Below are 26,459 nucleotides of genomic sequence, written 5' to 3' on the forward strand. Positions count from 1 at the left end.
CGCGTCGTTCGTCAGCGGCGTGAACCTGCCGGTGGCCGGCGGAGCCGCGGCGTGACCGCCCCGGGCCCGCGCGCCCTGATCGGCGTCGACACCGGCGGCACATTCACCGACACCGTCGTCACCCTCTCGGACGGGCGGCTCGGCGTCGGCAAGGCGCTGAGCACCCCCGGCCGGGTCGAGCAGGGCGTGCTCGACTCCATCGGGCAGGCCGCCGCCGGGCTCGGCCTCACGCTGCCTGAGCTGCTGCGCCGGACCGTGATCCTCACCCACGGCACGACGGTCGGGCTCAACGCGCTGCTCACCGGCGCGGGCGCCCGGGTCGGCCTGCTCACCACGGCCGGTTTCGAGTCGACGCTGCCGATAGCCAAGGCGAACAAGACCAACGGGCTGGACGAGCTGGACCTGACGATGCCGACCCGCTGGCGCAAGCCCGAGCCGCTCGTCGTCCGGCCCGACATCGCCGGAGTCAGCGAGCGGATCGACGCGACCGGGGCGGTCGTCCGCCCGCTCGACGAGGCGCAGGCCCGTACGGCCATCCGCCGGCTCGCCGCACGCGGCGTCGAGGCCGTCGCCGTCTGCCTGCTGTGGTCTCCGGTGAACCCCGCGCACGAGCGGCGGGTCGCCGAGCTCGTGGCACAGGAGATGCCGGGTGTACGGGTGTCCTGCTCGGCCGACATCGCCCCGGTCGTCGGGGAGTACGAGCGCTCCTCCACGGTGGCGCTCGACGCGTACGTGGCCCCGGTCGTCGGCGCGTACCTGCGCGCGCTGCAGGAGCGGCTGCGGGAGCACGGCTTCGGCGGAGTGCTGATGATCCTGCGGACGGGCGGCGGCGCCGAGCCGGTCGAGCAGACCCTGCGCGCGCCCGTGAACACGCTGCGCTCCGGCCCGGTGGCCGGGCTCGCCGCGACCGCAGGACTGGCCGCGAAGCTGGGACACGACAACGTCATCGCCACGGACGTCGGCGGCACGAGCTTCGACGTGGGGCTCGTCATCGGCGGCGAGATGCAGCGGGCGAGCACGCCGATGGTGCACCGCCACGCCCTGGCGATCCCGGTGATCGAGGTGGAGTCGATCGGCACCGGCGGAGGCAGCCTCGCCTGGATCGACCACGGCCTGGGCGCGCTGCGGGTCGGCCCGCGCAGCGCCGGCTCCGATCCGGGACCGGTCTGCTACGGCCGGGCCGGCACCCGGCCCACGCTCACCGACGCCTCGGCCGTGCTCGGCTATCTGAGCCGGCTCGGAAACGCGGTCGAGCTGGACGTGGAGGCGGCCCGAGAGGCCATCCGCACCCAGATCGCCGAGCCGCTCGGCATCGGCACGATCGCCGCCGCCGAGGGGATCGTGCGCATCGCCACCGACCAGATGCGCGATCTGATCAGGCGCGCGACGATCAGGCGCGGGCACGACCCGTCGGCGTTCGCGCTGGTCGCCTTCGGCGGGGCCGGCCCCCAGTACGCGAGCTGGTACGCCGACGGGCTCGGCGCGCTCGACGTGGTGATCCCGGATCTGGCCGCGGAGCTGTCCGCCTACGGCGCGGTCTCCAGCGATCTGAGCATCGGCGCGGAACGGGGGATCGTCCCCACGCCGGTGGACGAGGCGGGCGCCGTCGTCACGGCCGTGCTCGGCGAACTCGCCGAGCAGATCGAGGCGGGCCTGCCCGGCGCGGTGGACGACGTCGCGACGGCCTCCGGCCGGAGCAGGACGCTGCGCCGCAGCGTCGCGCTGCGCTTCTACCGCCAGCAGCGCCGCATCGAACTGCCGGTGGGCGCGGTGGTCGACGCCGCCGAGCTCGCCCGCCTCGGGGCGGAGTTCCGCGAACGCTACGAGCAGATCGTCGGCGTGGGCACCGCCTCCCGCGACACCCCGGTCGAGGTGGTCAGCGTCCGGGTCGAGGTCACGGTCGCGGTGCCGGTGCCGCCCCCGGTCGCGCGGGAGCGCGGCGCGGCCGAGCCGGTGGACGAGCGGCTCGCCTGGTTCGACGGCGTCGAGCATCGCTGCGCCGTGTACGACTGGCGGCGGCTGCGCGCCGACCACGAGATCAAGGGACCGGCGTTCATCGAGTCCGAGCAGACCACCGTGGTGCTGCCGCCGCGGCGGCGGGCGCGCATGGACACCAGCGGCCACCTTCACCTCGGCTGACCGGGAGGGAATGTCATGATCGACGAGATCATCTTCGAGGTGCTCAGGCACCGGCTCGACGCGATCAACGATGACGCCGCGTCGGTGCTGGCCAGGCTGTCCGGCTCGCACCTGGCGGCGGAGGCACGCGACCTCAACACGGTGATCATGGCGCCGGACGGCCGGGTCGTCTGCTGCGGCCGGTACGTGCTCGCCCAGGTCGTGTCGATGCACCTGGTCGTACGCGACATTCTGGACAATTACCCGGACAATCCGGGCATTGAGCCGGGCGACCAGTTCGTCACCAACGATCCCTACATCGGGACGCTGCACCAGCCCGACGTGGTCGTGGTCGCACCGATCTTCGTGGCCGGCCGGATCGTCGGCTGGTGCGGCTCCACGGCCCACCAGCCTGACGTGGGCGGCCCCAACCCGGGCGGCATCACCTACGACGCCAGGTCCATCTTCGACGAGGCGCAGCCGATGCCGCCGCTGCGGATCGTCGAGGGCGGCCGGCTCCGGCGCGACATCGAACGCGAGTACCTCATCCGGTCGCGTACGGCGGAGCTGAACCGGCTTGACCTGCACGGGCAGATAGTGGCCAACCGCGGCGTGGTGGACCAGGTGACCCGCCTGTGCGACCAGTACGGCGCGGACACGCTCGCCGCGGTGATGGACCGCCTGCTGGAGCGGACCGAGGCGCTGCTGCGCGAGCGGCTGCGCGCGCTGCCGGACGGACGCTGGCGGCACGTCAGCCACGTGGAGTATCGGCCACACGGCAGCGCGGACGAGGAGCCGGAGGCCGTCTACGCCGTGCGGCTCACCATGACCAAACGCGGCGACGACCTGGAGCTGGACTTCACGGGCAGCGATCCGCAGGCGCCCGGCACGATCAACGCCGCCTATCCGGCGCTGGCCAACTTCGCCGTCGGCGGCGTGCTGATCTACCTGTGCGGCGGGCTGCCCTGGGTGCCCGGGGGAGTGTGGCCGGTGGTGCGGATCCTCAGCAGGGAGGGCACGGTGGTGCACGCCCGCTGGCCGGCCGGCGTGGCGATGAGCACCGCGGCCACCTGTCAGGCGATCCGCGTGTCGATCAACTCCTGCCTGGCCAGGATGCTGGAGGCGTCGCAGGACCTGTCGCACCTGGTGATGGCGAGCTGCCAGGCCGCCGGTGGCGGTGGCGGGACCGTGCACGGCACGCGCGGCGACGGCACCGCGTACGCCACCATGACCCTCGACGAGATCAGCGGCGGCGGCGGGGCGACCTGGGCCGACGACGGCGCCGACTCCTCGGGATACACCACGTCGCCCGGCGCGTCCTGCGCGAACGTCGAGGTCAACGAGGCGTACCTGCCCCTGCTGTACGAGCGGCGGGCGGAGCTGGCCGACACGGGCGGCCCGGGGCGGCGCCGGGGCGGGGTCGGCTCGATGCACGCCCTGACCCCGCACGGGACCACGACGCCGATGACCATGATGTCGTTCGGGCAGGGGCTTCAGCATCCGCTCGCCACCGGGGTGTGCGGGGGAGAGTACGGCAGGCAGAGCGTCGTCGCCGTGATGCCGTCGGCCGAGCTCGCCACGCTGGGAGATCCCGAGGGGGGAGGGGCGCGCCGCCTGCCGATGCCGGCCGCCACGATGCGGGTCGGGCCCGGCGACGTGCTGGTCTCGGTGTCGCAGGGGGGCGGTGGTCTCGGCGATCCGCTCGAGCGCGCGCCCTCGGAGGTCCTGGACGACGTGCTGGACGGCCTCGTCTCCCTGGCCGGGGCCCGGCGCGACTACGGCGTCGTCATCGTGGGCGGCGGGCCGGACTCGCCGGAGCCCCGGCCGGACTCGCCGGATCCCCGGCCGGATGAGGAGACCCGGGTCGACGAGGAGGCCACGGCCCGGCTGCGGGCGGAACGGCGGCGGGCCAGGATCGGCCGGTCCCCGCTGCCGCCCGTGCCCCCGGCCGCCGGCGAGCGGCGGGGACGGCGCCTGTCAGCGGCGCTGGACCTGCTCGTCCCGGCCGAGGGAACGCCCGACCGGGAGGGCACCGTCACCTGCGCGAGATGCGCGACGGTCCTGTGCGGCGCGCACGAGAACGTGCACGAGCACCTGGTCGTCGAGGAGGCGTCTCCGGCCGATCGCAGCCCGCTCGGCGCCGTCTACCCCGGCGTCGAGCGGTTCGTGCTGCGGCACTTCTACTGCCCCGGGTGCGCCGCGCAGGTCGACGTGCAGGTCTGCCGGGCCGGCGACCCGATCCTGGCGGCGATCGAGGTGCTGTGAGCCGCCCGCGGAACGGGCGCGGCAGGCGGTGAGCGGGCGGCCCGGCGTCATGGGCCGCCCGGGCCGCCCGCGATCTCCTCAGCCGAGCACGCCCGCCTCGCGCAGGGCGGCCAGTTCGTCCGCGCTCACGCCCAGGTCGCCCAGCACCTCGTCGGTGTGCCGGCCTGGCGCGGCCGCGGGCGTGGGCCTGGCCATCTCGTCGCCGACCAGGTGCACGGGCAGCGGCAGCAGGTCGGCGCCGTACTCCTCGGCGGGCAGCCAGGTGGTGCGGGCCGCGAAGTGCGGGTCGCCGGGCAGGGTCGCGGGTGAGTTCACCGGTGCGATCGGCACGTCCGCGGTGAGGCCGACCTCGACCCACTCGGCGGTGGAGCGGGTCAGGAAGACCTCGGTGAGCTCGGCCCGCAGCCGGTGGTCGCCGAGGGCGTGGTCGGCGACCTCCTCGCTCTCCCGGTCGCCGAGCAGGTCGGGCCGGTCGATCGCCCGGCAGAACTGCTCCCAGAACTTGCGCTCGGTCGCCATGAACAGCACGTGGCCGTCCGCGCTTCGATAGACCTGGTAGCGCACGCTGTCGCCCATCCCGGCCGGGCCGGGCTCGCGCCGTATGCCGCCGTCGGCGGGGTTGCCGGTCACCTCGGTCTCGGGGCGCAGGTGCGCCCGGTGTCCCTCGATGGTGAGCCAGTCGACCGCGGCCGCCGCCTCGCACTGTGCGATGTCGAGCGCGCACCCCTGCCCGGTCCGCCGGGCTCGCAGGGTCGCGGCCAGGATCGCGGTGGCGGCCAGCAGCGGCGTCACCCGGGTGCCGAGCGTCACGCTCAGCTCGCCGGTGGTGAAGCCCTGCTCGGTGGTGCCCACCTTCAGCCCGCCGGCCCAGGCGTCGAAGGCGACGCCGTGCGCGGCCAGGGTGGCGTACGGACCGGTCATGCCGTAACCCGACACGGTGCACCAGATCAGGGCGGGGTGGCGCGCGCGCATCGCCTCGGCGCCGAGGCCGCGCCGAGTGAGCACGCCCGGGCGCATCCCCTCGATCACGATGTCGCTCGCCCCGATGATCCGCTCGGCGAGGCGTGCCCCCTCGGGCTTCTGGATGTCGAGGGCGACGCTGCGCTTGCCCCGGCCGAGGTGATGGTGCATGAGGGAAACCCCGTGCACGAACGGCCAGCCGACCCGGCGGATGTAGTCGCCCCCACCCGGGCGCTCCACCTTCACCACGTCGGCGCCGAGGTCAGCCAGGACAGTGCCGACGCCTCCGGCTTCGAGGAGGGCGAATTCCACGACGCGGACACCCTCGAGAAGTCGCACTGTCACGGTTTGCTCCCGATCGTTGACAAGGCATCGAAGATTACTATCTTGTATATAATAGCAAGTATAACGTTGCCGAGTCACCCTCGCCCACGACTGACATGTCAGGGGAACCAATGGATCAAATCGATCACCTGACCGCTCCAGGCTCGACCGGCGAGGAGAAGCCGGCCGCCCCCCGGATCACCGTCCGGGACGCGACCCGATCCTTCGTGACGGCCGGTCGCTCGGCCGTACACGCCATGGGGCCGATGGACCTGACCATCGGAGACGACGAGTTCCTCTGCGTGGTGGGACCGTCGGGATGCGGCAAGTCGACGCTTCTCAAGATCATTGCCGGGCTGCTCGCCCCCTCCTCGGGAGAGGTGGCGATCAACGTGTCCGGCGAGCACCGGATCCCGATCGCCATGGTCTTCCAGGACTATGGGATCTACCCCTGGAAGACCGTGCGCGCGAACGTGGACCTCGGGCTGCGGCTCACCGGCCGCCCGTCGGCGGAGCGGCGCGAGATCGTGGACGACTGGCTGGCCCGCCTGGGGCTGACCGAGTTCGCCGACGCCTATCCCGGTGCGCTCTCCGGCGGCATGCGCCAGCGCGTCTCGGTCGCCCGCGCGCTCGCCATCGACCCCGAGGTCCTGCTCATGGACGAGCCGTTCGCGGCGCTCGACGCCCAGCTGCGCGAGGTGCTGCAGGAAGAGCTGCTGGCGATCTGGCAGGCCCGCCGGCGCACGGTCGTGTTCGTGACGCACAGCCTCGAGGAGGCGCTGCTGCTCGGCGACCGCGTCGTGGTGATGAGCGCCCGGCCCGGCCGCGTCATCGCCGACATCAACGTGCCGTTCGAGCGGCCCAGGACCGGCGCGGTACGCACCGACGCCCTCTTCGCCAAGTTGCGCGGCGAGCTGCGGACGAGCCTGCAACCGCAGGTCACCGCCCAGTTCGACGCGGGGAAGGACAAGCGATGAGCAGTGTGCTGACCCGGCGCCCCGGCGCCGCCGAGCTCCATCCGGTGCGCACCCGGCGCCGATGGACCGTCACCAAGGTCACGCTCGGCATCGCGGTGCCGGTGCTCTTCGTGGCGGTATGGCAGCTCATCGCCGTGCTGGAGTGGGTCGATCCGTTCCTCTATCCGCCGCCGAGCCGGCTCGGCCCCGGCCTCGCCGCCCTGTGGGAGGACGGCAGGCTGGTGGACGCCACGGTGACCAGCGTGCGGCGGGTGATCCTGGGTTACCTGCTGGGCGCGGTCGCCGGAGTGGTGATCGGCTTCCTCATGGGCATGTCCCGGGTGCTGCGCGCCGCGCTCGAACCGTTCTCCTGGGCCTGGTACACGGTCCCCAAGCTCGCGCTGCTCCCGATCTTCCTGACCATCTTCGGCTTCGGCGACACGTCCGTCGTGGTCCTGATCGCGGTGACGGTGTACTTCTTCGTCTGGATCTCGGTCATGTCGGCCGTCATGGCGGTGCCCACCGGCTACCGCGAGGCGGCCCTGATGCTGCGCGTCAACCGGTGGGAGATGTTCCGCCACGTGCTGCTCCCGGCCGCGCTGCCGGAGATCTTCGTGGGCCTGCGGATCGCCGCGGGCGTCTCGGTCCTGATGCTCGTCGGCATCGAGTTCGTGATCAGCGATCAGGGACTCGGCTTCCTCATCGAGCAGGGCCGCACGCTGCTGCTGCTGGAGCAGAGCTACGTCGCCATCGTGCTCGTCGCCCTCATCGGCTACCTCTTCGCGCTTCTGGTGAAGCTGATCGGACGCCTGTTCGTCCGGTGGCGCGACGAGGACAACGCGATCATCCCTTCCTGACCTTCACCTGCTCTTCTCCATGGAGGAACAAATGACGAGACTCCGTGTCCTGGCGGCGGCGCTGGGCGTCGGGGCGCTGCTCCTGACCACCGCGTGCGCCGGGGACGACGGCGGGCCCGGGGCCGCGCCGGCGGCCTCCGGCGGCGGCGACCTGGGGCCGGTCACCCCCGTCGACGGCTGCGGGCCGGGCTCCTACATCGATCCGGCGAACCTGAACCCCGACCGTGACATCGCGCGCTGCGACTCGGGCGCCCCCGCCGCCCAGCCGCTGGCGGAGCCCGTCACCATCAGGATGACGTCGGCCTCGAGGTCGAGCAGCCTCGCACCGATCTTCGTCGGGATGGAGTTCGGCGAGTTCGAGAAGGAGAACCTGAAGATCGAGTTCACCGTGCTGCCGTTCGCCGACGCGATGCCGCAGCTGGCCGCGGGCCGGGTCGACATCTCCTACGGCGGCGTCGAGGCCGGCATGTTCAACGCGGTCGACCAGGGCCTGGACCTCAAGTGGGTGCTGGGCAACTTCGTGGAGCCGAAGTCCGCCGACCTGACCCAGCCGCAGACCGGACTGTGGGCCCGCCGCGACATCTTCTCCGATCCGCAGAACCCCGACCTGAAGGAGCTCAAGGGGAAGACCCTGGGCTCAACCGTGGGCGCCGCCTCCTCCATCGCCTATCCGATGGACAAGGCGCTGCGCGAGGCGGGCATCTCCCTGAAGGACATGGAGATCAAGCAGCTCCCCTCGACGGACCTGATGACGGCCCTGGCCAACAAGGCCCTCGACACCGCGTGGCTGCTGGATCCGTACTGGCTGACCGCGGCGGACAGCCCGGACAAGTACGTGCTGGTGGGCGGCCAGGCACCCGGTGAGCCGCTCGGCGGATTCTTCGCCGGCAAGTCGCTGCGCACGGACCGGCCGGATGTGCTCCAGGCGTTCACCCGGGCGTACATCCGGACCATCAACACCCACCTGGCCGGCGACTACATCAAGGACGAGAAGATCCTCGCCGCCATGATGGCCGGCACCCAGCAGCCGCGTGAGGCGCTGACCCGCACCCCCTCGCTCACCTTCGACTGGGAGATCCGCCAGGGCACGGGTGAGGAGGAGCAGAAGGTGTTCATCGAACACCAGACGGTCAAGTACACCGAGGTCATGCCGGAGGACCGCTACATCGATCGCTCCTTCTACGCCCGGGCGGTGGGCCACACCGACTCGTGACCGGCCGGTCCGTGACGCCGTCGCGGGCCGGGTCGTACGCCACGGGACCGGCTTCGGAGCACGGCCCGCCCTCGGACGCGGGGGCGGGCCTCCGCACGCGGGGGATCGGGCCGGGACGTGCTCAGCCGTCGGCGGTGCTCTCCGCGTCCGTCCCGGCGGTCAGCAGCTCCTTCACCCGTTGCTGACTCACCTTGAGCGAGGGGGTGCGGGGGAGGTCCGCCACGCCGACGAACGCCGTCGGCACCTGGTAGGGCGACAGCCGGTCGCGGGCCCAGGCCGCCAGCGCCTCCGGGTCGAAGGCCGCTCCTTCGGCGACCTCGATCGCCGCGACCGGCACCTCGCCGAGCCTGCGGTCCGGCAGGCCGACGACCGCGGCGTCGCGCACCGACGGATGCTCCTTGAGCACCTCGGCGACCATGCCGGTCGAGACCTTGAAACCGCCGCGGATGATGACGTCGTCGGTCCGGCCGACGATCCACACGAAACCGTCCTCGTCGACCCGGACGAGATCGGTCGTCTCCTGCCACGCCCCCGACTCCGAGTCGCCTGAATCCGAGGCGGTCTGCGCGGAGCGGACCTCCAACCGGCCGACCTCGCCGGGCGGCGTGATCTCACCGGTCTCGGGGTTCCTCACCCGTACCCCGACCCCGGGGTGCACCCGCCCGACGCTGCCGCGCTTGGTGCGGCGGAACGCCTGCCAGTCCTTCAGCGTCCAGCCGGCGATCCCGCCGGCGAACTCCGTCGCTCCGTACATGACCAGGACGGCCACGCCGTACCTGTCCTCGAACTCCTCCGCCAGGTCGGGTTTGAGCGGTGCGGTCCCGCAGACCACGACGCGGACGTGCGCGAAGACCTCGGGGTCGACCTCCGCGTCGAGGATCATCCGCAGCGAGGTCGGGGTGAGGGCGAGCACCTGGGAGTCGTACGAGCGCACCAGGCGCACCAGCCCGTCCACCGTGAACTTCTCCAGCATCGCGACGCCGCGGCCGTCGAGAAGGTTGAGCAGCAGCCGGAACAGGCCGCTGGTGTGCAGGACGGGCGCGACGAGGACGGCGACCCCGGAGCGGAGCCGGGCCCGCCACGGGCGCCCCGACTCATAGTGCGCGGAGCCGGCGAAGCTGGCCTCCAGGTTCCGGTAGCTCACCGGAATGCGCTTGGGCGGCCCGGTCGTCCCGCTGGTCAGCATGCTGACGGCGACTCCGGGCAGGGCCCGCGCGCCGATCTCGGCGGGAGCCAGCGCGCACTCGGTGATCACCTTGACCCGGCCCGGGTCGTACGTCGCCACGGACAGCCCGAGCACGCCGGCCGACCAGGCGGCGGCGAGGAGCTCCCCCGCCCGCCAGTCGTCCTCGTCGGCGACGACGGCCACGAGCCCGAGAGCGCCGACCTCCCGGGCCAGAGCCGCCGGGGGCTGCACGGGGCTGAGCGAGACGATGCTGTACCGGGCGGTCAGCGCCCCCACCACCGCGCCGATGACGCCGGGGCGGTTGCGCATCACGATACCCACCTTGGCGCCCTCGGGAGCCCCGATCTCACGCAACCGGGAGCCGAGTGCGCCCGCGCCGGCGGCGAGATCGCCCCAGGTGCACCACTGACCGTTCAGTTCGAGCGCGTGGACCGCCGGGTCGACCTCCAGTACGGCTTTCAGCCGCTCCGGCAGGTTCAGACCCGTCAGGTCGTTCCGAGCAGTCATTCGTCCTACCTTCTTCCGTGGCCGCCGGGCGGGGCCCGCGGGGGCCGGCGTCGGGGGAGTGGCCGTCGGCGCGCCGCGTTCAGTAACCGCGGGAGTCGTCGACGGGGTTGATCACGGGTCTGCCGGACTCGACGCGCTCGAGGTTCTCGACGAACAGCGCGGCCACCCGCTTGGGATAGTCCGGAGAGCTCCACGAGATGTGCGGGGTGAGGATCGTGTTGGGCGCGTCCCACAGCGGGCTGCCCGGCGGCAGCGGTTCCCGCTGGAACACGTCGAGCGCGGCGCCGCCCAGCGTGCCGGCGTGCAGCCGGGCGGCGAGCTCGTCCTCGTCGACGACATCGCCGCGGGAGATGTTGACGATCAGGCAGGTGGGCGCGCATCGATCGAGGACGCCGGCGTTCAGCATCCCGCGGGTCAGCGGCGTCGCGGGAACCGCCATGACGATGGCGCCCGCCCGCGTCGCCAGCTCGGCGAAACGCTCGGCCGGATGGGTCTCGTCGAACTCGGCGACCGGCGCCCCGTCCCTCCGGACGCCGATCACGTAGGCGCCGAGCGCCCTGCCGCGCCGGGCGACCTCGCGCCCCACCGGCCCGGCGCCCACCACGAGGAGGGGGAGGCCGGAGAGCAGGATGGGATGGTGGCGCCGCCACTCCCGGGCCCGCTGGCTCTCCAGCACGCGGGGCAGTCCCTTCGCCAGGCCGAGGAGCATCGCGATGGCGTACTCGCCCATGGCCGGAGCGGATATCCCGCGGGCGTTCGCGATCCGCACGCCCGGTGGCAGTCCCTTCGCCGGAAGGATGCTGTCGGCGCCCGAGCCGACGAGGTGGATGAGCCGCAGGCGCCCGGCGCGGGACCAGTCCTCGACCGGCATGCCGATGCCGAGAACGGCCTCGACGCGGTCGAGCTCGGCGAGGAACTCCGACGGAGTGCGACAGGCGACCAGCTCCCGATCTCCGAGCGAGGATCTCGACGCCGTCAGCATGTCGATGGCCAGCCTGCCGTAGCAGTGCACGGTTCCGATCTTTCCGGCGCGCATGGTCTCGATCCGGTAGTGAGGTCACCATCAAGACCAATGATACTATCTTAGTTAAGATAGAGCCACCCGGGTGTGATCTTGCGATTCCTCGCGGAGAAGCCTTCCGGCCTGCCCGGATCCAACCGGTGATCTTGCCATTTCTCGCACGTGACGCCCCTGGCCTGCGCCGATACGTTCGCTGATCTTGTAGTGAGAAGTGCGAGATCAGGACGAGGGCCTCGAGGGCGAACAGGGGGCGCATCGCGGTGAAACGATCAGGGGTGATGTCCATTACCATGCGCACAGTCCCATTTCGTGACGTGTCTGCCGAACCGGGACGCGCCAGGAGGTCGTCTGTGCGTAAGTTAGGGCCTAACTGGACCGGTTCCCTGTCGGTGCTCGACGCGATCAGCCTGCCGCCGCTCAACATGGCGGAGGTGCTCACCGGCCGGTCGGTGCTGGCCTACCGGAACGTTCGATGGATCCAGGTGATGCACTGGCCCTCCCATGAGTTCGTACGACCAGGTGATCTCGTGCTCAACACCGGCGTGGCGCCGTCCCACGAGGACGCACGCCGGTTCCTGGAGGGCGTGATCAGGTCCGACGCGGCCGCGCTGATCGTGAGCCTGCCCCCTGGAGTGGACGAACAGGCGATTTTGACGCCGGTGATTTCCATGGCGCGGACCCGGGAGTTCCCCGTGCTGTCCCTGCCGTGGGAGGTCCCGTTCGCCGACGTTTCGCGTACGATCGTGACCCGCCTGCTGGCCATGGGGTGCTACGCGGAGGAGACGTCCTGCGCGCTGCGGCACGGCGGTGTCCGGCGCCCCGCGCTCGCGCCGAACGTGTCCGACGAGATCTCCCGGGCGATGGCGCTGCGCGCGGAGTCGGCCGACGTCGAGGTCGCCCTCGGCCGTCCGGGGACGGGCGCGAACGCGCAGGAGAGTTTCACCAGGCTGATCGGGGAGCTCGAGAGCACGGCGGCCCGTGAACGGCTCCAACTGCGGCTGTGCCAACGGCCCGGGGTCGCCCTGCTCGTGCTCGAGGACGGGGTCATGACGTTGCGGCATCTCCTCGAGCGGGCCCGCCGGTCGGTGGCGGACACCTCGACGCACTGGGTCGTCTCCGACCGCGATGATCATGAAGCCTCGACGGCGTCACCGGATCTCGCGCAGTCGATGGAGGTCGGCCGGGAGATCATGCGCGACGGCGACGGCTGGGTGGCCCGCCAGCCCCTCGAATCGCTGTTCGTCCTCGGCGCGATGGCGCAGAACCCGCTCGTCAACTCGGTCGTCGTCGACGCCGTGGGGCCGCTCGTGGACTACGACCGGCAGAACCGGCGCAACCTGGTGGAGACGCTGCAGGTGTTCCTCGACGAGTCCTGCAACACCAGCGCCGCCGCACGGCGGCTGTTCCTCAACCGCCATTCGCTGATGTACCGGCTGAACAAGATTGAGGAGCTGACCGGTTTCTCGCTGAAGGAACCGGCCGACCGCTTCTTCCTGCACGCGAGCGTGCGGTTGTACCGCTACCGGCTGGTCGAGGGCGTGGCCGACGACTGAACGCCACCGGTCAGCCGATGAGCTCCCCGCCGTCGACGACGACGTTCGCGCCCGTCATGAACGCGGCCGCGTCCGACAGCAGCCAGCACGCGAGCCTGGCCACCTCGTCGGCGTTGGCCATCCGGCCGAGCGGGACGTACTCCGCGACCCGGTCGAGGAACCCTTCGCGTCCGCCGAACGGGTGCCAGATCGCGGCGTTGAACGGCGTGTCGACGTATCCGGGACACAGGGCGTTGATCCGGATGCCGTCGACCGCGTGGTCGTGGGCGAGCTGGCGGGCGAGCGCGATGGTCGCCCCCTTGGACACGGAGTACGGCACGAGCGCGGTCTCCGGCTGCAGCCCGGAGTTCGACGCCGTGATCAGGAAGACGCCGCCGCCGTTGCCGCGCAGGTGGGGGATGACCGACTTCGCGACGATGAAATGGGCGCGGACGTTGACCATGTAGCTGTAGTCGAAGTCCGCGACCGTGGCCTCCTCGACGTCGCCGCCCCGCTGGACACCGGCGTTGGACCACGCCGCGTCCAGTCCGCCGAGCCCCTCGATGGCGGCGTCGACGGCGCCGGCGAGCTGCTCGTGGTCGGCGACGTCCACCGGGATCGCGATCGCGTCCAGCTCCCGGGCGAGCTTCAGCAGACGGGTCTCCTGGTTGTCCAGCAGGGCCAGCCGGCAGCCGGCCTCGGAGAGCATGCGGGCCCCTGAGGCGCCGATTCCCGTGGCGCACCCGGTCACAAGGATGCGGGAAGGCAGGTCGGCAACGATCCTCATACGAACTCCAGTCCCCGTTGGGCCAATCCGTAGGCTACTGCGTATCGGTGCCCCAGCGATCTCGCCACGTTCCCGCGTCCCACCGTCGAACCGGTGGGCAGGCACTCGGCGACCGAGGTGAGCACCTCGTCGTCACCGGCGGCTCCGCCGACCACCAGGAGCGGCAGCGGCTCGGTCACGCCGAGCGCCTCCAGCGCGCGCGCCACGTTCCGCCCCATGGTCTCGATCTTGGCCGCCATCCGCCAGGCACGCCACTCGCCCAGCCCGAGCGATCGGTTGAACGGCAGCAGACCCACCGGACCCCTTACGCACAGGGCACCGACCGCCGCGCCGGACAGCGGCGCGTCCAGGAAGGCATGGCCGCCCTTCTCGTCGACCACGATGTGCGGTGAGTCGGCGTGCAGCGCGGGCGCCCGCTTCGCGTGGTCGGCGAGCCCCATCGGGATCGCCAGCGCCTTCGCGGTGACCGCGGTGAGCATTTCCCCGGCTCCGGCCACCACGCGGCGCCGTCCGCCGTCGGAGACGTCGACGGTGCCGCCACCGAGGTCGGCGACGACCGCGTCGTCCGGGCAGCCGGGAGTCGTGAGGGCACCGGCGCGGCCCGCCGCCGCCTCGGACTCGGCGAGGAACACCGGCGCGTCCAGCGCATCCGACAGCACCCGTGCCGGGTCGGCGACGGGTGCGGGGCCCGGGCCGAGCACCGAGGCGATCACCTGGTCGACCTCGACCGTGCCGCGCCGGGAGCGGGCCCGGTCAGCGACCGCGTCGAGGTGGACGGCGTAGACGTCGTCGACCGGAGTCCACGGCGCGCCCGCCCAGCTGATCGCCGAGACGTGACCGGGGGGCGAACGGCGCAGCCGCCCGACCGAGTCGGTCAGGCCCGCGGTGGTCCCGTCACGCCAGGTCACCCGATCCGTACGATCAAACCGATCCGCCGGGCGGGGCCCGCCCCCGCCGTCCGCCGACAGGGCGACGACGGCGTAGGAGGAGTCGGCCAGCTCGCGGGTGAGCGCGCGCACGTGCGGGCTCGACGCGGGGAGACCGAAGGCGTCGGCGATCCAGTACGGATCGCCGAGGTGTTTCAGCGGCCGTCCGTGGGGGCGTGCCTCGACCGCGACCAACTCCGCCGCACCCAGATCCGGCACCTGGTCGATCACCGGAAGGCGGTCGTCCAGGCGGTTGGCGATCAGGACCGCCTCATCGCGCTCCGCCAGGACCGCGACCACGTCGAGGCCGGCCCGGCGGGCGTCGTTTATCCGGCGGGCGGCCTGCTCGTAGGCGACCCCCGCGGGGACGGTGACCACCAGCGGGCCGTGAGGGCCCCCGCCGAGCGCGTCGAGAGCGCCCAGGGGGACCGGCCTGCCCCGGGCGGCGGCGTCCCCGGCCGCCGTCGTCGCGGTGCGGGTGACCAGGCGCAACGGGCCGGTGTCCGGCGGCGACCGGTCGCCGGCCCGGCACGTCGTGCGCACCGGATGCGCGGGGGCGATGCACGCGGAGTCGATCAGCACGGAGCGGCTCGCCGCCGTTCTCAGCACCAGTCGTGCCGCGGCGGTGAGCGACTCGGCGCTTCCCTTGGCCCCCCGTGTCATGCCGCGGGCGGATGCCAGCACCTCGACACCGCCGCCCACCGCCCGCAGCAGCACGATCTCCGTGGTCGCGTTGCCCACGTCGACGCCGGCGACGACGGTCATCGCGCGAGGCCGCAGCGCGAGTAGACGTCAGCGGCCTCGCGCACCAGTTCCGCGCATCTCGGCATGCCGCGTACGGCCAGGCCCTCGGCCATCTCCCGCAAGCGCGCGGCGGTGGAACGCCCCGGCCGCAGGGCCTCGTAGATTTCCATGAGCTCCTCGTCGCCGAGCATCGCCATCTCCGCGCCACGCCGGAGGCTCTCGGCCAGCTGGCCGTTGCCGAAGCGCTCGGCCTGCTCCGCCTGACGCAGCAGCGTGTCCGGATCGATGCGGATGTCGTCGATGGTCAGTTCGTTCGCCCGGACCCGTGCCAGGGTCAGCTCCTCGATCGGGCGGCCCGACATGGCCTGCGGCATCACTGATTCCACCTGACCTCCTGGGGTGGCAGATCGGGACGGCAGTGGGCGCGCTCGACCGCCACCATCGAGACGACCCGGGTGTGATATCTCGCGGTGATGGCCTCGTCGCTGTAGGCGTTGCGCACCGGGTCGGGGGTGCCGCCCTTGGCGTGACGTCCCGCGTTGATCCCCATGGCGCGGTACATGTCCCGGGTCACGAGCGGGGCGACGCTGAACAGTTCGAGGTTCATCAGGGGCGCCAGATCCCGGCGGTGGATCAGCGCCGTCCCCTTCGCCTGCAGACCGATGCCGATGCCCGAGCCGGCGAGCCGGGCCGCGGCCAGCCCGATGAAGCCGACATCGATCGTGGAACATATCCGTACCAGCCGGGCTCTGCATCCCTCTTCCTCGAGCCCGGCGGCGAGTTCCTTCAGCACGTCGTACACCGTCAGCCCGGACAGGGTCTGATGCAGGCCGACGCCGAGAGCCGGCGAGAGGCCGATGACCACGTCGCGGGGGTCGTCGCCGGCCGCGGCCGGACCGGCCTCGACGAGGGCGTACGGCAGCGCATGGCGATCCTGCTCGCCGACCAGGTCGACCACGGATCTCTGCTGCCGCACCGCGTCGATCTCCCGCCTGCGTTCTGCGGACATCGCGTAGCCCGTTCCCGGACCGCTGTAGTCGTTGGGGTCGGTGAGGCCGGACAGCACGTTCATCCGCTCGTCGAATATCGCCGCGGTCTGGAGGTAGTCTCCGCCGACGCGGGCGCGCAGCATGCCCAGGACGCGCTCGGCCTCGTCGGGGAATCCGCATTCGTCCAGCGCGCGCACGACGTCGAGACCGGTGAGGCCGGTCTCCTGGATCACCCGGGAGGCGTGGAGGACGGCGAGCGGGTCCGGCTCCGCCAGGTCCTTGGACCCCTCGGCCGTGACGACGGACTCGAGATGCTCGTCGCCGAAGTCGGCCAGCCCGAGGTGCCGGAAGACCGCGCGGGTCGCCTCGGCCGCCTTCCTGCGCAGGGCCAGGACCGTCTGCTCGTCCACGCTGCGCAGCCCGCCGTCGACCCCCCAGTCACGCTGCAGGACCAGATAGTCGTCCAGGTCGTCGGCGTTGAAGTTCGACGGCCCGAACATGTTGTCGTAGCGCGGAATGGAGCCGAAACCGGAGAAGACGAAGTCAGACCCGGCGAGGAAGAGCGGCAACGTGCGGGCGGTCCTGCGCATGTCGGACTCCGACATCAGCGTGTCGTTGCCGGAGCACGACTCCAGGTTGCGCATCATCACCATCAGGTTCTCGCTGAGCAGCTCACGGACGCCGCCGGGCACGGAGGCCGCCACGCTGGCTCCGTCGATGCCGCCGTTCTGGACCCCCTGGGCCCCGATCGCGCGGGCCAGGGCCACGCAACGGGCCTCCAGGTAGCCCATGGACCTGCCCTCGGCGTACCCCATCAGCACCTCGGAGCCGGCTCCGCTCGAGACGCGCATCTTGATGCCGCGTGAGGCGTAGCCGGACACGAGGAACGCCTTGGACCACGGGGTGTCGTCGCCGTCGACGAACACCCGCTCGGTGCCGTACAGGCTCACGGTCTCGGCATAGGAGACGAGCCCGCGCATGCCGAGCTTCAGCTCCAGTGCCTCCTCGACCGCGCACTGGGTGAGGGCGCCGGCGGCCGGCACCTGGGACCCGATCAGCAGCGCCATGGCGACCGCCGGGGCGTCGTGGAGCACCGGCACGGTGGTCTCCAGCTCGCGGAACCCGAACGCGACGGCCGTGGCCGCGTCGGCCGCGATGAGCAGCGGGTCGTCCATGCGGTTGGTCACATGCGCCTGGTTCGCCGGGGTACGCCGCACCCGCATCTTCATGATCGCCATCTGGATCTCCACCGGCCGCAGGCCGGCCAGGACCCGTGCGATCTTGGCCGGTGTCATGCCGGCGGCCAGCCGGACCACCTCGCCGCGCGGCACCGAGGCGTCGACGAGAAGCCGTGCCAGTTCCCGGTCGTCCATCGCCATCACCTCGGGTGCGACGGTCAGGTCCAGGCCGTGCCGTGCGATGAAATGGTCGATGCTGTCGAACTCGGCGACCGTACGGCCGTCCATCTCGACCACCACGCCGTCCCGGATCAGGATGCCGGGCTCGGGATCGTGCGGCGAGTCGAACGCCACCAGTCCGAGATCCGGGTTCTCCGTCGAGAATCCGTCGAGGTTCACCCGCTGGGCGTCCATCATCCGGAACCGCCCGGATCCCCGGAAGGGCGGCGCCGCGCCGTCGTCCGACGGGCTCCGCTGCTCGCTGACGCTCATTTCCGCACTCTTTCGGGTCGTGTGCCGGCCGTCCGCGACGGGTCGGCGGCCCGCGCCGGGCCTGCCGACGCCGCCGTTGACGTGGACGACGTGGGTGACACCGGTGAAGGGCCGTCCGCGGCCGCCGCCTCCTTCGCCGGTTCGCCGGGGGCCTGTGCCCGTACGCCGCGCCGCCCGCGCCTGGTGAGCACGAACAGCGCGAGGAGCAGCGCGACCAGGGTGACGAGCACCAGCACGCTGGCTATGGCGTTGATGGCCGGGCTGACCCCGCGCCGGATGGAGGAGAACAGCAGGATCGGCAGCGTCTGCGACTGGCCTCGGGTGAAGAACGCGATGATGAAGTCGTCGAAGGCGAACGTGAAGGCGAGGAGGAACCCGCCGACGATCGCCGAGGCCAGCTGCGGCAGCGTGACCTGGAAGAGGGTGCGGAGCGGCGTGGCGTAGAGGTCGGCGCTGGCGTTGCGCAGCGAGGAGTCCATCTGCGCGATCCTGGCCTTGAGCACGATCATCACCAGTGCGGTCCCGAAGACGGATTCACCGGCGATCACGCTGAGCTTGCCGAGCCCCAGCTCGGGTGGTGTGTCCCCAGGCCACAGGTAAGCAAGCCACGGGTTGAGCCAGTCGGCGAAGGTGACGAAGGCCAGCAGCAGGGACAGGCCCAGCACGATCGCGGGGATGACCACGGCGACGTAGGTCATCAGCTCGATGGTCCGCTGGACGCTTCGCCGCAGTCCGGTCACGCCGATCGCCGCCGCGGTGCCGAGGAGGGTCGAGATGACGGCCGAGGCGACGGAGATCTGCAGGCTGTTGCGGAGGGCGTCCAGGATGAAGGGGTCGGTCCAGGCCTGTTCGTACCAGGTCAGGGACAGCCCCTCCAACTGGGTGACGTGCCGGCCGGCGTTGAAGCTGAAGACGACGACCACCGCGATCGGCACGAAGAGGAAGAGGTAGACCAGCACCGCGTAGACCGAGAGCAGTCGGTCGAAGCGGCCGCCGGACGTACGTCGGATGCTCACAGCACCCCCTCGGTGGGAAGCGGCCCGGTCAGGCGGCGGGTGAGCCAGGAGTAGCCCACCACGACGAAGCTCATGAGAAGGATGAACGACCCGGCGAGGGCGGCCCCCAACGGCCAGTTGCGCGACTGGAGGAACAGGTCGGCGAGCGCGTTGCCGAGGAAGTACGAGCGTCCGCCGCCCAGCAGGACCGGGATCAGGTATTCCCCCATCACGGGGATGAACACGAGCAGGCAGCCGCTGAGCACGCCGGGAGCCGACAGCGGCAGGGTCACCTGCCGGAAGGTCGCCAGGCGGCCCGCCCCGAGGTCCTTGGACGCCGCGCGCAGGGCGGGGTCGAGGCGTTCCAGCGAGACGTAGATCGGCAGCAGCATCAGCGGCAGGTAGTTGTAGACGATGCCCAGCACGATGGCGAACGGCGTGTTGAGCAGCCGCACGTCGTCGGCGAGTCCCATCGCGGACAGCACCTCGGGGATGCCCTTGCTGCCGAGGAGGAACGTCCAGGCGTAGGTGCGGATCAGCATGCTGGTCCAGAACGGCACGATGATCAGCGCGAGCAGGACCACCTTCTTCCGGCCGGCCTTCATCGCGAGGTAGTAGGCCAGCGGATAGGCCAGCAGCAGGGTCACCACCGTGCCCAGCAGGCTGAACTCGATGGTGTTGAGTATCGGCACCAGCCGGGTCTGGAGCTCGCCGTAATTGTCCAGCGTGAACCCCGGCTGGTAGCCGCCGCCGGGTCCCCGTACGCCGACGGACACGACGAACAGCACCACCAGGGGCGCGAACATGAACAGCAGGAACCACAGCACGGCGGGGGTGGCCGCGAGGGCCGGACCCCGGCCCCTTCGAGATGTCGACGCCATCGTCTTCCGGCTCACGACGACTTGATCCTCGCCCAGGTCTCGGCCCGCAGCGGGCTGTTGTACGTCTCGGCGGTGGCGAAGGACAACGGGGCGATGGTCTCCTCGGCCGGGTAGATCACCGGATTGTCCCGGACATTGGAATCGACCAGTTCGGTGACCGCCGGATCGGCATGCGGATAAAGCGAGAAGTTGATGTTGTCGGCGGCGTTCTTCGGCTCGTGGATGAATTTGAGGAACGCCCAGGCCGCGTCGGGATGCGGGGCATCCTTCGGCACCGACCAGTTGTCGCTCCAGATCTCGCCGCCGTCCTTTCCGATGACGTATTTGAATCCGGGATTGTCGCGTACCACCTGTACGCCGTCTCCGGTCCAGGCGATGGACAGCCAGGTGTCGCCGTTTCGCAGGCCGGGCTGAATGTCGCTGCTGATCGCGAAGAGTTTCGGCTTTATGCTCTTGAGGAATCGCTCCACCTCGCCGAGGCCCTTTTCGTCGCGAACGTTGAAGTCGAGACCCAGGCTGACCGCGGCCGATCCGATCGAGGAGATCTGGTGGTCGACGATCACGGCCCGGCGGTCGAGCTCCGGAGCCAGCTTGAAGAACTCCGCCCAGCTCGACGGCTCGCCGCCGGCGTCACCGGAGAAGATCATCCCGGTGGTTCCCCAGTGCTTGGGGATCGTGAACCTGTTGCCGGGATCGAACTCCTGGTCGACGACGGCCTTGTTCCATGAGGACAGGTCGACGCCGATCTTGTCGTAGTCCAGCGGCTGGAGCAGGTCGCCCTTGATCCAGCCCGGGATCGCGTACTGGCTGGGGACGGCGACGTCGATGCCGGAGTTGCCGGCGCGAAGCAGCGCCTCCATCTCCTCCGTCGAACCGAACACCTGCACGTTGACGCGGATCCCCGTCTCCTCGGTGAACCGCTGGAGCACGGCGGGGTCGTCGTAGTTGGGCCAGGTCGCGAGCGTCAGCGTCGACCCGGACCCGCCGCTCGCTGCGGCGCTCCCTCCGGTCGTCTCCTTGACCGGCGGCGCACACGCCGATGCGGCGACACCGGTCCCCGCGAGCAGGGAGCCGTAGCCGAGGAGCCCGAGCAGGTGGCGGCGGGAGATCGCGTTGGGGGACGGCATGGGGCACTCCTAGGGCCTCGAAGCGGAATTCCACGTGGGCACGATCCGGGCGTCCTTCGGATGCCATCCGACGTCGACCGCCGTGCCCGGTTGGAGGTTGATCTCGTGGGCGGCGCCCGCGAGCGGGATGCGCACCCGGACCGCCCCCAGGGTGCGGGTGCGCACGGTGCAGTCGACCTGGTCACCGTGGAAGCTGAAGGACTCGATCACCCCGGAGGCCGTGCATTCCGCGGTCGCCGTGTCGCCGCTCCCCGGCGTGGACAGGCACAGACGCTCGGGGCGCAGCGCCAGCTGTGCGGATCGTCCGGGGGTGAGATCACTCGTCGTGGGGATGCCGGAGAACCGCCCGGCATCGGTCGTGATCTGGGTGAGGCCGCCGGAGGCGCCGGTCACCGTGCCCGGGACGAAGTTCATCGTGCCGATGAATCCGGCGACCCACGAGTCGACCGGGAGGTCGTACAGCTCCTGGGGGGTCGAGTCCTGTACGATCTCGCCCGCGCGCATGACCGCGATGCGGTCGGCCATGGACAGCGCCTCCCCCTGGTCGTGGGTGACGAAGACGAAGGAGATGCCGAGCCTCGTCTGCAACGACTTGAGCTCGGTCTGCATGTCGACGCGGAGCTTGGCGTCCAGCGCCGACAGCGGCTCGTCGAGCAGCAGCACCGACGGCTGTGCGACGAGCGCGCGGGCGAGCGCCACCCGCTGCTGCTGCCCGCCGCTCAGCTCCCACGGCCGGCGGCGGCCCAGATGGTCCAGCCGCACCATGAGAAGGGCCTCGTCGACCCGCGACTGGATCTCCGACTTGGCGATCCGCGGCCGCTGCTGACGCAGCGCGTACCCGACGTTCTTCGTCACGTCCATGTGCGGAAACAGTGCGTAGTGCTGGAAGACCGTGTTCAACGGCCGCCGGAAAGCGGGTACATGGGTTATCACGTCGCCGCCGAGATGGATTTCACCGGCCGACGGCGTCTCGAATCCGGCGAGTAGTTTCAGCAGCGTGGTCTTGCCACAGCCCGAGGGGCCGAGCAGGGCGAAGAACGTGCCCGGCTCAAGGGCGAAACTGACATCGGAGACAGCGCGAACGTCGCCGTATTCCTTGCACAGTCCATTGACGTGAAGAAAACCCTCGGCGACCCGTTCGTCATTGGCTACCGGCACGCAGACCTCCGTATCGGGTCCGCCGCCCGCCGGGGTCCGGAACATTTCACTGCGGATCGGTGGGACGGCACGTGCAGGGAGCATGACCGGCGCCGGGAACGGCGGTCAACGAACGGATCCGCTTTCCAACACAGTGTTGGTCGCCGGTGCGGGCTTTTCCGCCACCCTGGAGGGATCCGGCGTTATCGCCTTCCCACAGTGTGGGAGAGCACGCCGACCTCGTGGCGTGGCGATTCTATGGCGATTTCACCGTGGCGCCGCGGTCGCCCCTCCTGATGAGGGCACGACCACGCGGCGGTCGCCCGCTAAAGCCCCGGGGTGGCAGAACGCGGAGCGCGGGATGGCAGGGAGCGGAGCGCGGGATGGCAGGAGCGGAGCGGGAGGGAGCGAGGACCGCATGCCGGGCCCCGTGGGGCGGGGCCCGGCGGCGGACCGGAGCTTCCTCCGCTCACGGTGTACGGGAGCTCAGGCGCAGGCCGAGCCGTTGAGCCGGAAGACGGCGGGAGTGGGGTTGGCGCCGGTGTGCGTGCCGTTGAAGCCGATCCACAGTGTCTTGCCCGGAGCGATGTCACCGTTCCAGGACATCGCGGACGCCGTCACCGCTGAGCCGGTCTGCGACCAGGTGGCCGACCACCCCGCGGTCACCTGCTGGCCCGGGTCGGGGAAGGCGAACGTCAACCGCCAGTCCCGTACGGTCGCCGACCCGGTGTTGGTGATCGCGATGTTCGTGGTCATTCCGCCTCCCCAGGTCGTGGAGGTGGCCTCCACCCGGCAGGTGGGGCTCGGCGAGACCGAGGGCGAGGGCGAGACGATGTCGTTGTAGATCGTCACGGCCACCGTGCCGGACGCCGGACCCACCGCGCCCTTGGTGTCGGTCGCCACGACGTAGAGGTGGTGCGTCTCGGAGGGGACGCCGTAGGGCGGCCAGGGCAGATTGACGCTTCCCTCGGTCACCGCGGGCTGGAACGTGGCCACGAGGGCGGACGTGCCGTCGTCCTTGAGCTCACGCACGGAGTAGCAGGCGATGCCGTCGTCGTCCGTGGCCGGTGCCCAGCGCAGCTGGGCCAGGTTCATGAAGACGGCGGTGACCTCGGGCGTGCCCGGCGCGCTGGGCGGCGTGTTGGGAGGCGGCGATGGCGGTATCGGGCCGGTCCGGCACGGGACCGGGCCGGACGGCCACGGCGACGGCGTCGGCGACGGCGTCGGATCGGCCGCCACGCTCCCGGCCATCGCCGGGGGAACGAAGAACGCGGCGGCTCCCAGCACCGCCGCGACCCACGTGCGCACGGTTGTCCTCATCCGCATGGCTCACCTTCCGGTCGTACGTCCTGGCACGCGGATTGTGCTGGCGAGCGCCGCATCGGTCAACGGAACCCGGGCGCCGCCCGGCTGCACCGCTGGCCGGGGGCCGGCGATGCTGCAACTTTCACCGGCCGATAGGGGCTCGAGCGGGGTCAGGGCTCGCTCTGGACAGGGGCGTCCCGCACGGCTTTACTATCAATAATAGGAAAGATTGAATGTGATCTGTGCCCGCCTGCGTCGCCGGTATCCGAACCCGGCACGTGATCGAGGAGGAACGAGATGACAGCGTCCGGAGTCCGTCCCGATGTCACCGACGAGCAACTGGCCCGGATCCCGCGGATCATCGACCTGGACGCCCATCTGGTCGAACCGCCCGACCTGTGGACGAGCCGGCTGCCGGCGAAGTATCGGGACGTCGGTCCCCGCGTCGAGCTCCGGCCGATGGGCAACCCGAAGCTGGACGGGGCCGGATACATCGAGGAGCCCGGCGCCGAGGGCAAGCCGGTCACCTGGTGGTTCTACGAAGACCACAGGTACTCGGTCAAGCGGGTGATCGCGGCAGCCGGATACCCGGCCGACGAGATCTCACTCGACGGAGTGACGATGGACGAGATGCGGCCCGGATGCTGGAAGCCGCAGGACCGGCTGGCCGACATGGATCTCAACGGCGTCGAAGCCCAGATGTGCTTCCCCAACTACCCGCGGTTCTGCGGCCAGATCTTCCTGTGGGGCAAGGACAAGGAACTCGCCCTCCTCTGCGTGAAGGCGTACAACGACTTCATGGTCGAGGAGTGGGCGGCCCAGGGCGAGGGCCGGCTGATCCCGCTGTGCCTGGTGCCGCTCTGGGATCCGCACCTGGCCGCTGCCGAGGTACGGCGCAACGCCGCCCGGGGCGTACGCGCCGTGGCCTTCAGCGAGCTGCCGCCGTACCTCGGGCTTCCGTCCATCTACAGCGGCCACTGGGATCCGTTGTTCGAGGCGTGCGACGAGACCGGCACGGTGATCTGCTGTCACATCGGGTCAGGGACCAAGACGCCCAAGACCTCCGACGACGCGCCGGACGCGGTCGCCGGCACCATCATCTTCGGCAACAGCGTCGGCGCGATGGCCGACTACCTGTACTCCGGAGTGTTCTCGCGCTACCCGAACCTGAAGGTGCTGTTCGCCGAGGCGCAGATCGGCTGGATTCCCTACCTGCTCGAACGCATCGACGACGTCTGGGAGACCCACCGCGGCTGGAGCGGCAGCCAGCGGTACGCCAAGGAGCGCCCGTCCGCCTACTACCGGGACCACATCTACAGCACGTTCTTCAAGGATCCGGTCGGTGTCTCGCTGATCGACAAGGTCGGGGAGGACAACGCGATGTTCGAAACCGACTATCCCCACCAGGACGGCACCTGGCCGTACTCCCGGGAGCAGGCCGCCGAGCAGCTCAAGGACGTGGACGACCGGCTGGTCCACAAGCTGATCCGGGGCAACGCCATCGAGCTGCTCGGCCTCGACCTGTGACGGCCGCCCGCGGACGTGCCGGGCGATCCGGCCGGGTCGCGCGTCCGGCCCGGCCCGTCCGCGGGTCTCAGCGGCTGTGCGTCGAGGCGCTGCGGTAGTCGGTGTAGGTGTAGGGGTTGTCGAGGATGGTCGTCTCTGGGATGTCGGGGTTCATCCCCTTCTGCCATGCCTCCTCGCCCATCGTCGCGCGCAGATGATCGACGGTACGCTCCACCTCCTCGCGGGCCCTGGCGAGGTCGACGCCCCGGTGCTCGTGCTTCACCACCCGGCCGTCGATCAGAACGGTGTGCACGTCCCCGCGCCGGGCCTGGAACGCCACGTGGCCGAACGGGTTGAGCAGCGGGAACGACACCGGCGAGTGCTCGTTCTTGATGAGGACGATGTCGGCCTTCTTCCCGACCTCCAGGCTGCCGAGGTCGTGGTCGCGGCCGAGTGCGCGTGCCCCGCCCCGGGTGGCCCACTCGACGACAGTCGGCGCTGATCGCGCTCGCCGTCTTGAGCAGCAGCGGCAGGTGCTCCTCGGTGAGCTTCTCCAGGGAGGTCTCGGCGGCATGGGCGTTCACGTTGACCGCCGCGATCACGTTTCCCAGTCCGTCCTGAGCGGGGCGGCCACGGAGCGGATGCCCAGGGCGAGCTGCTCGTCGGTCAGGGCCCAGCCCTTCGCCCGCACCTCGCGCAGTGCCGACTCGCACTCGCGCGGCGACGGCCGCCACCGCGGCTCGATGCCCGACCGGCTGGGCTCGGCGAGCACCCGCTCGGCCTCCTCGGGGGGAGCGCGGCCAGCAGCGCCTTGCCGAGCGACGTCTGCAGGGCGGGGAAACGCGTGCGGTCTGCGCCGAGAGCGCGACGATCTTCGGTACGGCCACTCACGCGGCCCGGTGAGACCGGAGATCCGGCGCCGGGGCCGCCGCGCTCAGAACGTGAAGCCGCCCGGCCGTCCGTTCCTGTCGGCGATCAAACCGGCGAGCGTGGCCACGGCGATCTCCGGAGGCGTTCGAGAGCCGATGTTGAGTCCGATCGGACGGCGGACCCGGGCGATCTCCTCGGCTGGGACGCCCAGCTCGGTCAGCGCCTGTACGTGCGGGCCGACGTGGCGCGGACTGCCCATGATGCCGATCCAGCGTGCGGGGGTCTTGAGGATGTCGCGCAGGAGCGGCCCGATCTCCTCGCGGTGGTGGTCGGTGACCACCACGTCGGCCGTGCCGTCCAGGTAGTCGCCGGGCTCGGTGACCACCGAACCCGGTGGGAGATCGTGGAGTTCGCGATCGGCGTCCGGCTCCAGCAGGATCCCCCGGAAGCCCAACTCGGCGCCGAACCGCAGGAGGTGGCCCGCCACCGGGGAGGCGAACACCGCGACCAGCGTCCGTCGCGTCTCGTCCGCGGAAGCGGCGCCGTGGGCGACCGCGCAGGCGGGGTCCTCGTCATGGCCGTA

General features: G+C 71.1%; 22 protein-coding genes. 7 read left to right on the forward strand and 15 right to left on the reverse strand.

Annotated elements, in window-relative coordinates:
- Positions 1-51 precede the first annotated feature (51 nt).
- Entirely contained in the window at positions 52-2,139 is a 2,088-nt protein-coding gene (locus tag AP234_RS13970) for a hydantoinase/oxoprolinase family protein (RefSeq protein ID WP_055480103.1), read from the forward strand.
- A 15-nt stretch (positions 2,140-2,154) separates the two neighbouring features.
- Positions 2,155-4,383, forward strand: coding sequence for a hydantoinase B/oxoprolinase family protein (locus AP234_RS13975; protein ID WP_055480041.1), 2,229 nt, complete (start codon positions 2,155-2,157; stop codon positions 4,381-4,383).
- A gap of 78 nt (positions 4,384-4,461) precedes the next feature.
- Here AP234_RS13975 and AP234_RS13980 read toward each other — a convergent pair whose 3' ends face one another.
- Positions 4,462-5,688 carry a CaiB/BaiF CoA transferase family protein gene (locus tag AP234_RS13980; protein WP_055480042.1) on the reverse strand — a complete coding sequence of 409 codons (1,227 nt, stop codon included), beginning with the start codon at positions 5,686-5,688 and terminating at the stop codon, positions 4,462-4,464.
- A gap of 110 nt (positions 5,689-5,798) precedes the next feature.
- Between AP234_RS13980 and AP234_RS13985 the strand changes: the two genes are divergently transcribed.
- From AP234_RS13985 to AP234_RS13995, 3 genes are read left to right on the forward strand one after another with little or no spacing between them, the layout of a single operon-like run.
- Positions 5,799-6,644 carry an ABC transporter ATP-binding protein gene (locus AP234_RS13985; protein WP_055480043.1) on the forward strand — a complete coding sequence of 282 codons (846 nt, stop codon included), beginning with the start codon at positions 5,799-5,801 and terminating at the stop codon, positions 6,642-6,644.
- Complete coding sequence (locus AP234_RS13990; RefSeq protein WP_055480044.1) at positions 6,641-7,480, forward strand: ABC transporter permease; 840 nt, start codon at positions 6,641-6,643, stop codon at positions 7,478-7,480. The genes AP234_RS13985 and AP234_RS13990 overlap by 4 nt, the downstream gene beginning before the upstream one ends.
- Before the next feature lie 31 nt (positions 7,481-7,511).
- Positions 7,512-8,693, forward strand: coding sequence for an ABC transporter substrate-binding protein (locus AP234_RS13995; RefSeq protein ID WP_055480045.1), 1,182 nt, complete (start codon positions 7,512-7,514; stop codon positions 8,691-8,693).
- 121 nt (positions 8,694-8,814) lie between these two features.
- Here the strand turns inward: AP234_RS13995 and AP234_RS14000 are convergent, their stop codons facing one another.
- Together AP234_RS14000 and AP234_RS14005 are read right to left on the reverse strand one after the other, a co-directional pair.
- The gene (locus tag AP234_RS14000; protein ID WP_055480046.1) at positions 8,815-10,386 is read right to left on the reverse strand and encodes a class I adenylate-forming enzyme family protein; all 1,572 of its coding nucleotides are present in this window, start codon (positions 10,384-10,386) and stop codon (positions 8,815-8,817) included.
- Between the two features lie 79 nt (positions 10,387-10,465).
- Positions 10,466-11,422: a D-2-hydroxyacid dehydrogenase gene (locus AP234_RS14005; RefSeq protein WP_055480047.1), complete on the reverse strand. Its 957-nt coding sequence runs from the start codon at positions 11,420-11,422 to the stop codon at positions 10,466-10,468.
- Between the two features lie 335 nt (positions 11,423-11,757).
- Here AP234_RS14005 and AP234_RS14010 point away from each other — a divergent pair, with 335 nt between their 5' ends.
- Complete coding sequence (locus AP234_RS14010) at positions 11,758-12,960, forward strand: PucR family transcriptional regulator (RefSeq protein ID WP_160330437.1); 1,203 nt, start codon at positions 11,758-11,760, stop codon at positions 12,958-12,960.
- Positions 12,961-12,970: 10 nt separating this feature from the next.
- Here the strand turns inward: AP234_RS14010 and AP234_RS14015 are convergent, their stop codons facing one another.
- The 9 genes from AP234_RS14015 to AP234_RS14055 all read right to left on the reverse strand — a co-directional run bounded on the left by AP234_RS14015 (position 12,971) and on the right by AP234_RS14055 (position 23,515).
- Entirely contained in the window at positions 12,971-13,726 is a 756-nt protein-coding gene (locus tag AP234_RS14015; protein WP_063842893.1) for an SDR family NAD(P)-dependent oxidoreductase, read from the reverse strand.
- Positions 13,723-15,417 carry a diol dehydratase reactivase ATPase-like domain-containing protein gene (locus AP234_RS14020; protein ID WP_055480050.1) on the reverse strand — a complete coding sequence of 565 codons (1,695 nt, stop codon included), beginning with the start codon at positions 15,415-15,417 and terminating at the stop codon, positions 13,723-13,725. Before AP234_RS14020 ends, AP234_RS14015 begins: the two co-directional genes overlap by 4 nt.
- Positions 15,414-15,782, reverse strand: a complete 369-nt coding sequence (locus AP234_RS14025; RefSeq protein ID WP_235558162.1) for a diol dehydratase small subunit — start codon at positions 15,780-15,782, stop codon at positions 15,414-15,416. The genes AP234_RS14020 and AP234_RS14025 overlap by 4 nt, the downstream gene beginning before the upstream one ends.
- Positions 15,770-18,055: a propanediol/glycerol family dehydratase large subunit gene (locus AP234_RS14030; RefSeq protein WP_083502082.1), complete on the reverse strand. Its 2,286-nt coding sequence runs from the start codon at positions 18,053-18,055 to the stop codon at positions 15,770-15,772. The genes AP234_RS14025 and AP234_RS14030 overlap by 13 nt, the downstream gene beginning before the upstream one ends.
- Positions 18,052-19,071 carry an ABC transporter permease gene (locus AP234_RS14035; protein ID WP_063842894.1) on the reverse strand — a complete coding sequence of 340 codons (1,020 nt, stop codon included), beginning with the start codon at positions 19,069-19,071 and terminating at the stop codon, positions 18,052-18,054. Before AP234_RS14035 ends, AP234_RS14030 begins: the two co-directional genes overlap by 4 nt.
- Positions 19,068-19,946, reverse strand: coding sequence for an ABC transporter permease (locus tag AP234_RS14040; protein WP_200926504.1), 879 nt, complete (start codon positions 19,944-19,946; stop codon positions 19,068-19,070). Before AP234_RS14040 ends, AP234_RS14035 begins: the two co-directional genes overlap by 4 nt.
- Positions 19,943-21,058, reverse strand: coding sequence for an ABC transporter substrate-binding protein (locus AP234_RS14045; protein WP_055480051.1), 1,116 nt, complete (start codon positions 21,056-21,058; stop codon positions 19,943-19,945). Before AP234_RS14045 ends, AP234_RS14040 begins: the two co-directional genes overlap by 4 nt.
- A gap of 9 nt (positions 21,059-21,067) precedes the next feature.
- Positions 21,068-22,216, reverse strand: coding sequence for an ABC transporter ATP-binding protein (locus tag AP234_RS14050; RefSeq protein WP_055480052.1), 1,149 nt, complete (start codon positions 22,214-22,216; stop codon positions 21,068-21,070).
- A gap of 465 nt (positions 22,217-22,681) precedes the next feature.
- The gene (locus AP234_RS14055; protein WP_152990401.1) at positions 22,682-23,515 is read right to left on the reverse strand and encodes a cellulose binding domain-containing protein; all 834 of its coding nucleotides are present in this window, start codon (positions 23,513-23,515) and stop codon (positions 22,682-22,684) included.
- Positions 23,516-23,797: 282 nt separating this feature from the next.
- Here AP234_RS14055 and AP234_RS14060 point away from each other — a divergent pair, with 282 nt between their 5' ends.
- On the forward strand, positions 23,798-25,027 hold the full coding sequence (locus AP234_RS14060) for an amidohydrolase family protein (RefSeq protein WP_055480054.1): 1,230 nt from the start codon (positions 23,798-23,800) through the stop codon (positions 25,025-25,027).
- A gap of 67 nt (positions 25,028-25,094) precedes the next feature.
- On the opposite strand, the gene AP234_RS34960 is transcribed toward AP234_RS14060, so the two are convergent.
- The 3 genes from AP234_RS34960 to AP234_RS14070 all read right to left on the reverse strand — a co-directional run.
- The gene (locus AP234_RS34960) at positions 25,095-25,580 is read right to left on the reverse strand and encodes an amidohydrolase family protein (RefSeq protein WP_162492445.1); all 486 of its coding nucleotides are present in this window, start codon (positions 25,578-25,580) and stop codon (positions 25,095-25,097) included.
- Between the two features lie 24 nt (positions 25,581-25,604).
- Entirely contained in the window at positions 25,605-25,778 is a 174-nt protein-coding gene (locus AP234_RS38605) for an IclR family transcriptional regulator domain-containing protein (protein WP_235558163.1), read from the reverse strand.
- Positions 25,779-25,940: 162 nt separating this feature from the next.
- Positions 25,941-26,459 (reverse strand): XdhC family protein (locus tag AP234_RS14070; protein WP_055480055.1); only part of this gene is annotated, 519 nt, incomplete at its 5' end.

Source organism: Sphaerimonospora mesophila (genome assembly GCF_001417795.1).
Taxonomy (GTDB): domain Bacteria; phylum Actinomycetota; class Actinomycetes; order Streptosporangiales; family Streptosporangiaceae; genus Sphaerimonospora; species Sphaerimonospora mesophila.

What these genes read in the sequence shown, in the direction of transcription:
- AP234_RS14000 (WP_055480046.1), bottom strand. Translation starts at nt 10,386, where the DNA reads ATGACTGCTCGGAACGACCTGACGGGTCTGAACCTGCCGGAGCGGCTG.
- AP234_RS34960 (WP_162492445.1), bottom strand. Translation starts at nt 25,580, where the DNA reads ATGCCGCCGAGACCTCCCTGGAGAAGCTCACCGAGGAGCACCTGCCGC.
- AP234_RS14055 (WP_152990401.1), bottom strand. Translation starts at nt 23,515, where the DNA reads ATGAGGACAACCGTGCGCACGTGGGTCGCGGCGGTGCTGGGAGCCGCC.
- AP234_RS14015 (WP_063842893.1), bottom strand. Translation starts at nt 13,726, where the DNA reads ATGAGGATCGTTGCCGACCTGCCTTCCCGCATCCTTGTGACCGGGTGC.
- AP234_RS13985 (WP_055480043.1), top strand. Translation starts at nt 5,799, where the DNA reads ATGGATCAAATCGATCACCTGACCGCTCCAGGCTCGACCGGCGAGGAG.
- AP234_RS14045 (WP_055480051.1), bottom strand. Translation starts at nt 21,058, where the DNA reads ATGCCGTCCCCCAACGCGATCTCCCGCCGCCACCTGCTCGGGCTCCTC.
- AP234_RS14020 (WP_055480050.1), bottom strand. Translation starts at nt 15,417, where the DNA reads ATGACCGTCGTCGCCGGCGTCGACGTGGGCAACGCGACCACGGAGATC.
- AP234_RS14060 (WP_055480054.1), top strand. Translation starts at nt 23,798, where the DNA reads ATGACAGCGTCCGGAGTCCGTCCCGATGTCACCGACGAGCAACTGGCC.
- AP234_RS13975 (WP_055480041.1), top strand. Translation starts at nt 2,155, where the DNA reads ATGATCGACGAGATCATCTTCGAGGTGCTCAGGCACCGGCTCGACGCG.
- AP234_RS14005 (WP_055480047.1), bottom strand. Translation starts at nt 11,422, where the DNA reads ATGCGCGCCGGAAAGATCGGAACCGTGCACTGCTACGGCAGGCTGGCC.
- AP234_RS14030 (WP_083502082.1), bottom strand. Translation starts at nt 18,055, where the DNA reads ATGAGCGTCAGCGAGCAGCGGAGCCCGTCGGACGACGGCGCGGCGCCG.
- AP234_RS13995 (WP_055480045.1), top strand. Translation starts at nt 7,512, where the DNA reads ATGACGAGACTCCGTGTCCTGGCGGCGGCGCTGGGCGTCGGGGCGCTG.
- AP234_RS13990 (WP_055480044.1), top strand. Translation starts at nt 6,641, where the DNA reads ATGAGCAGTGTGCTGACCCGGCGCCCCGGCGCCGCCGAGCTCCATCCG.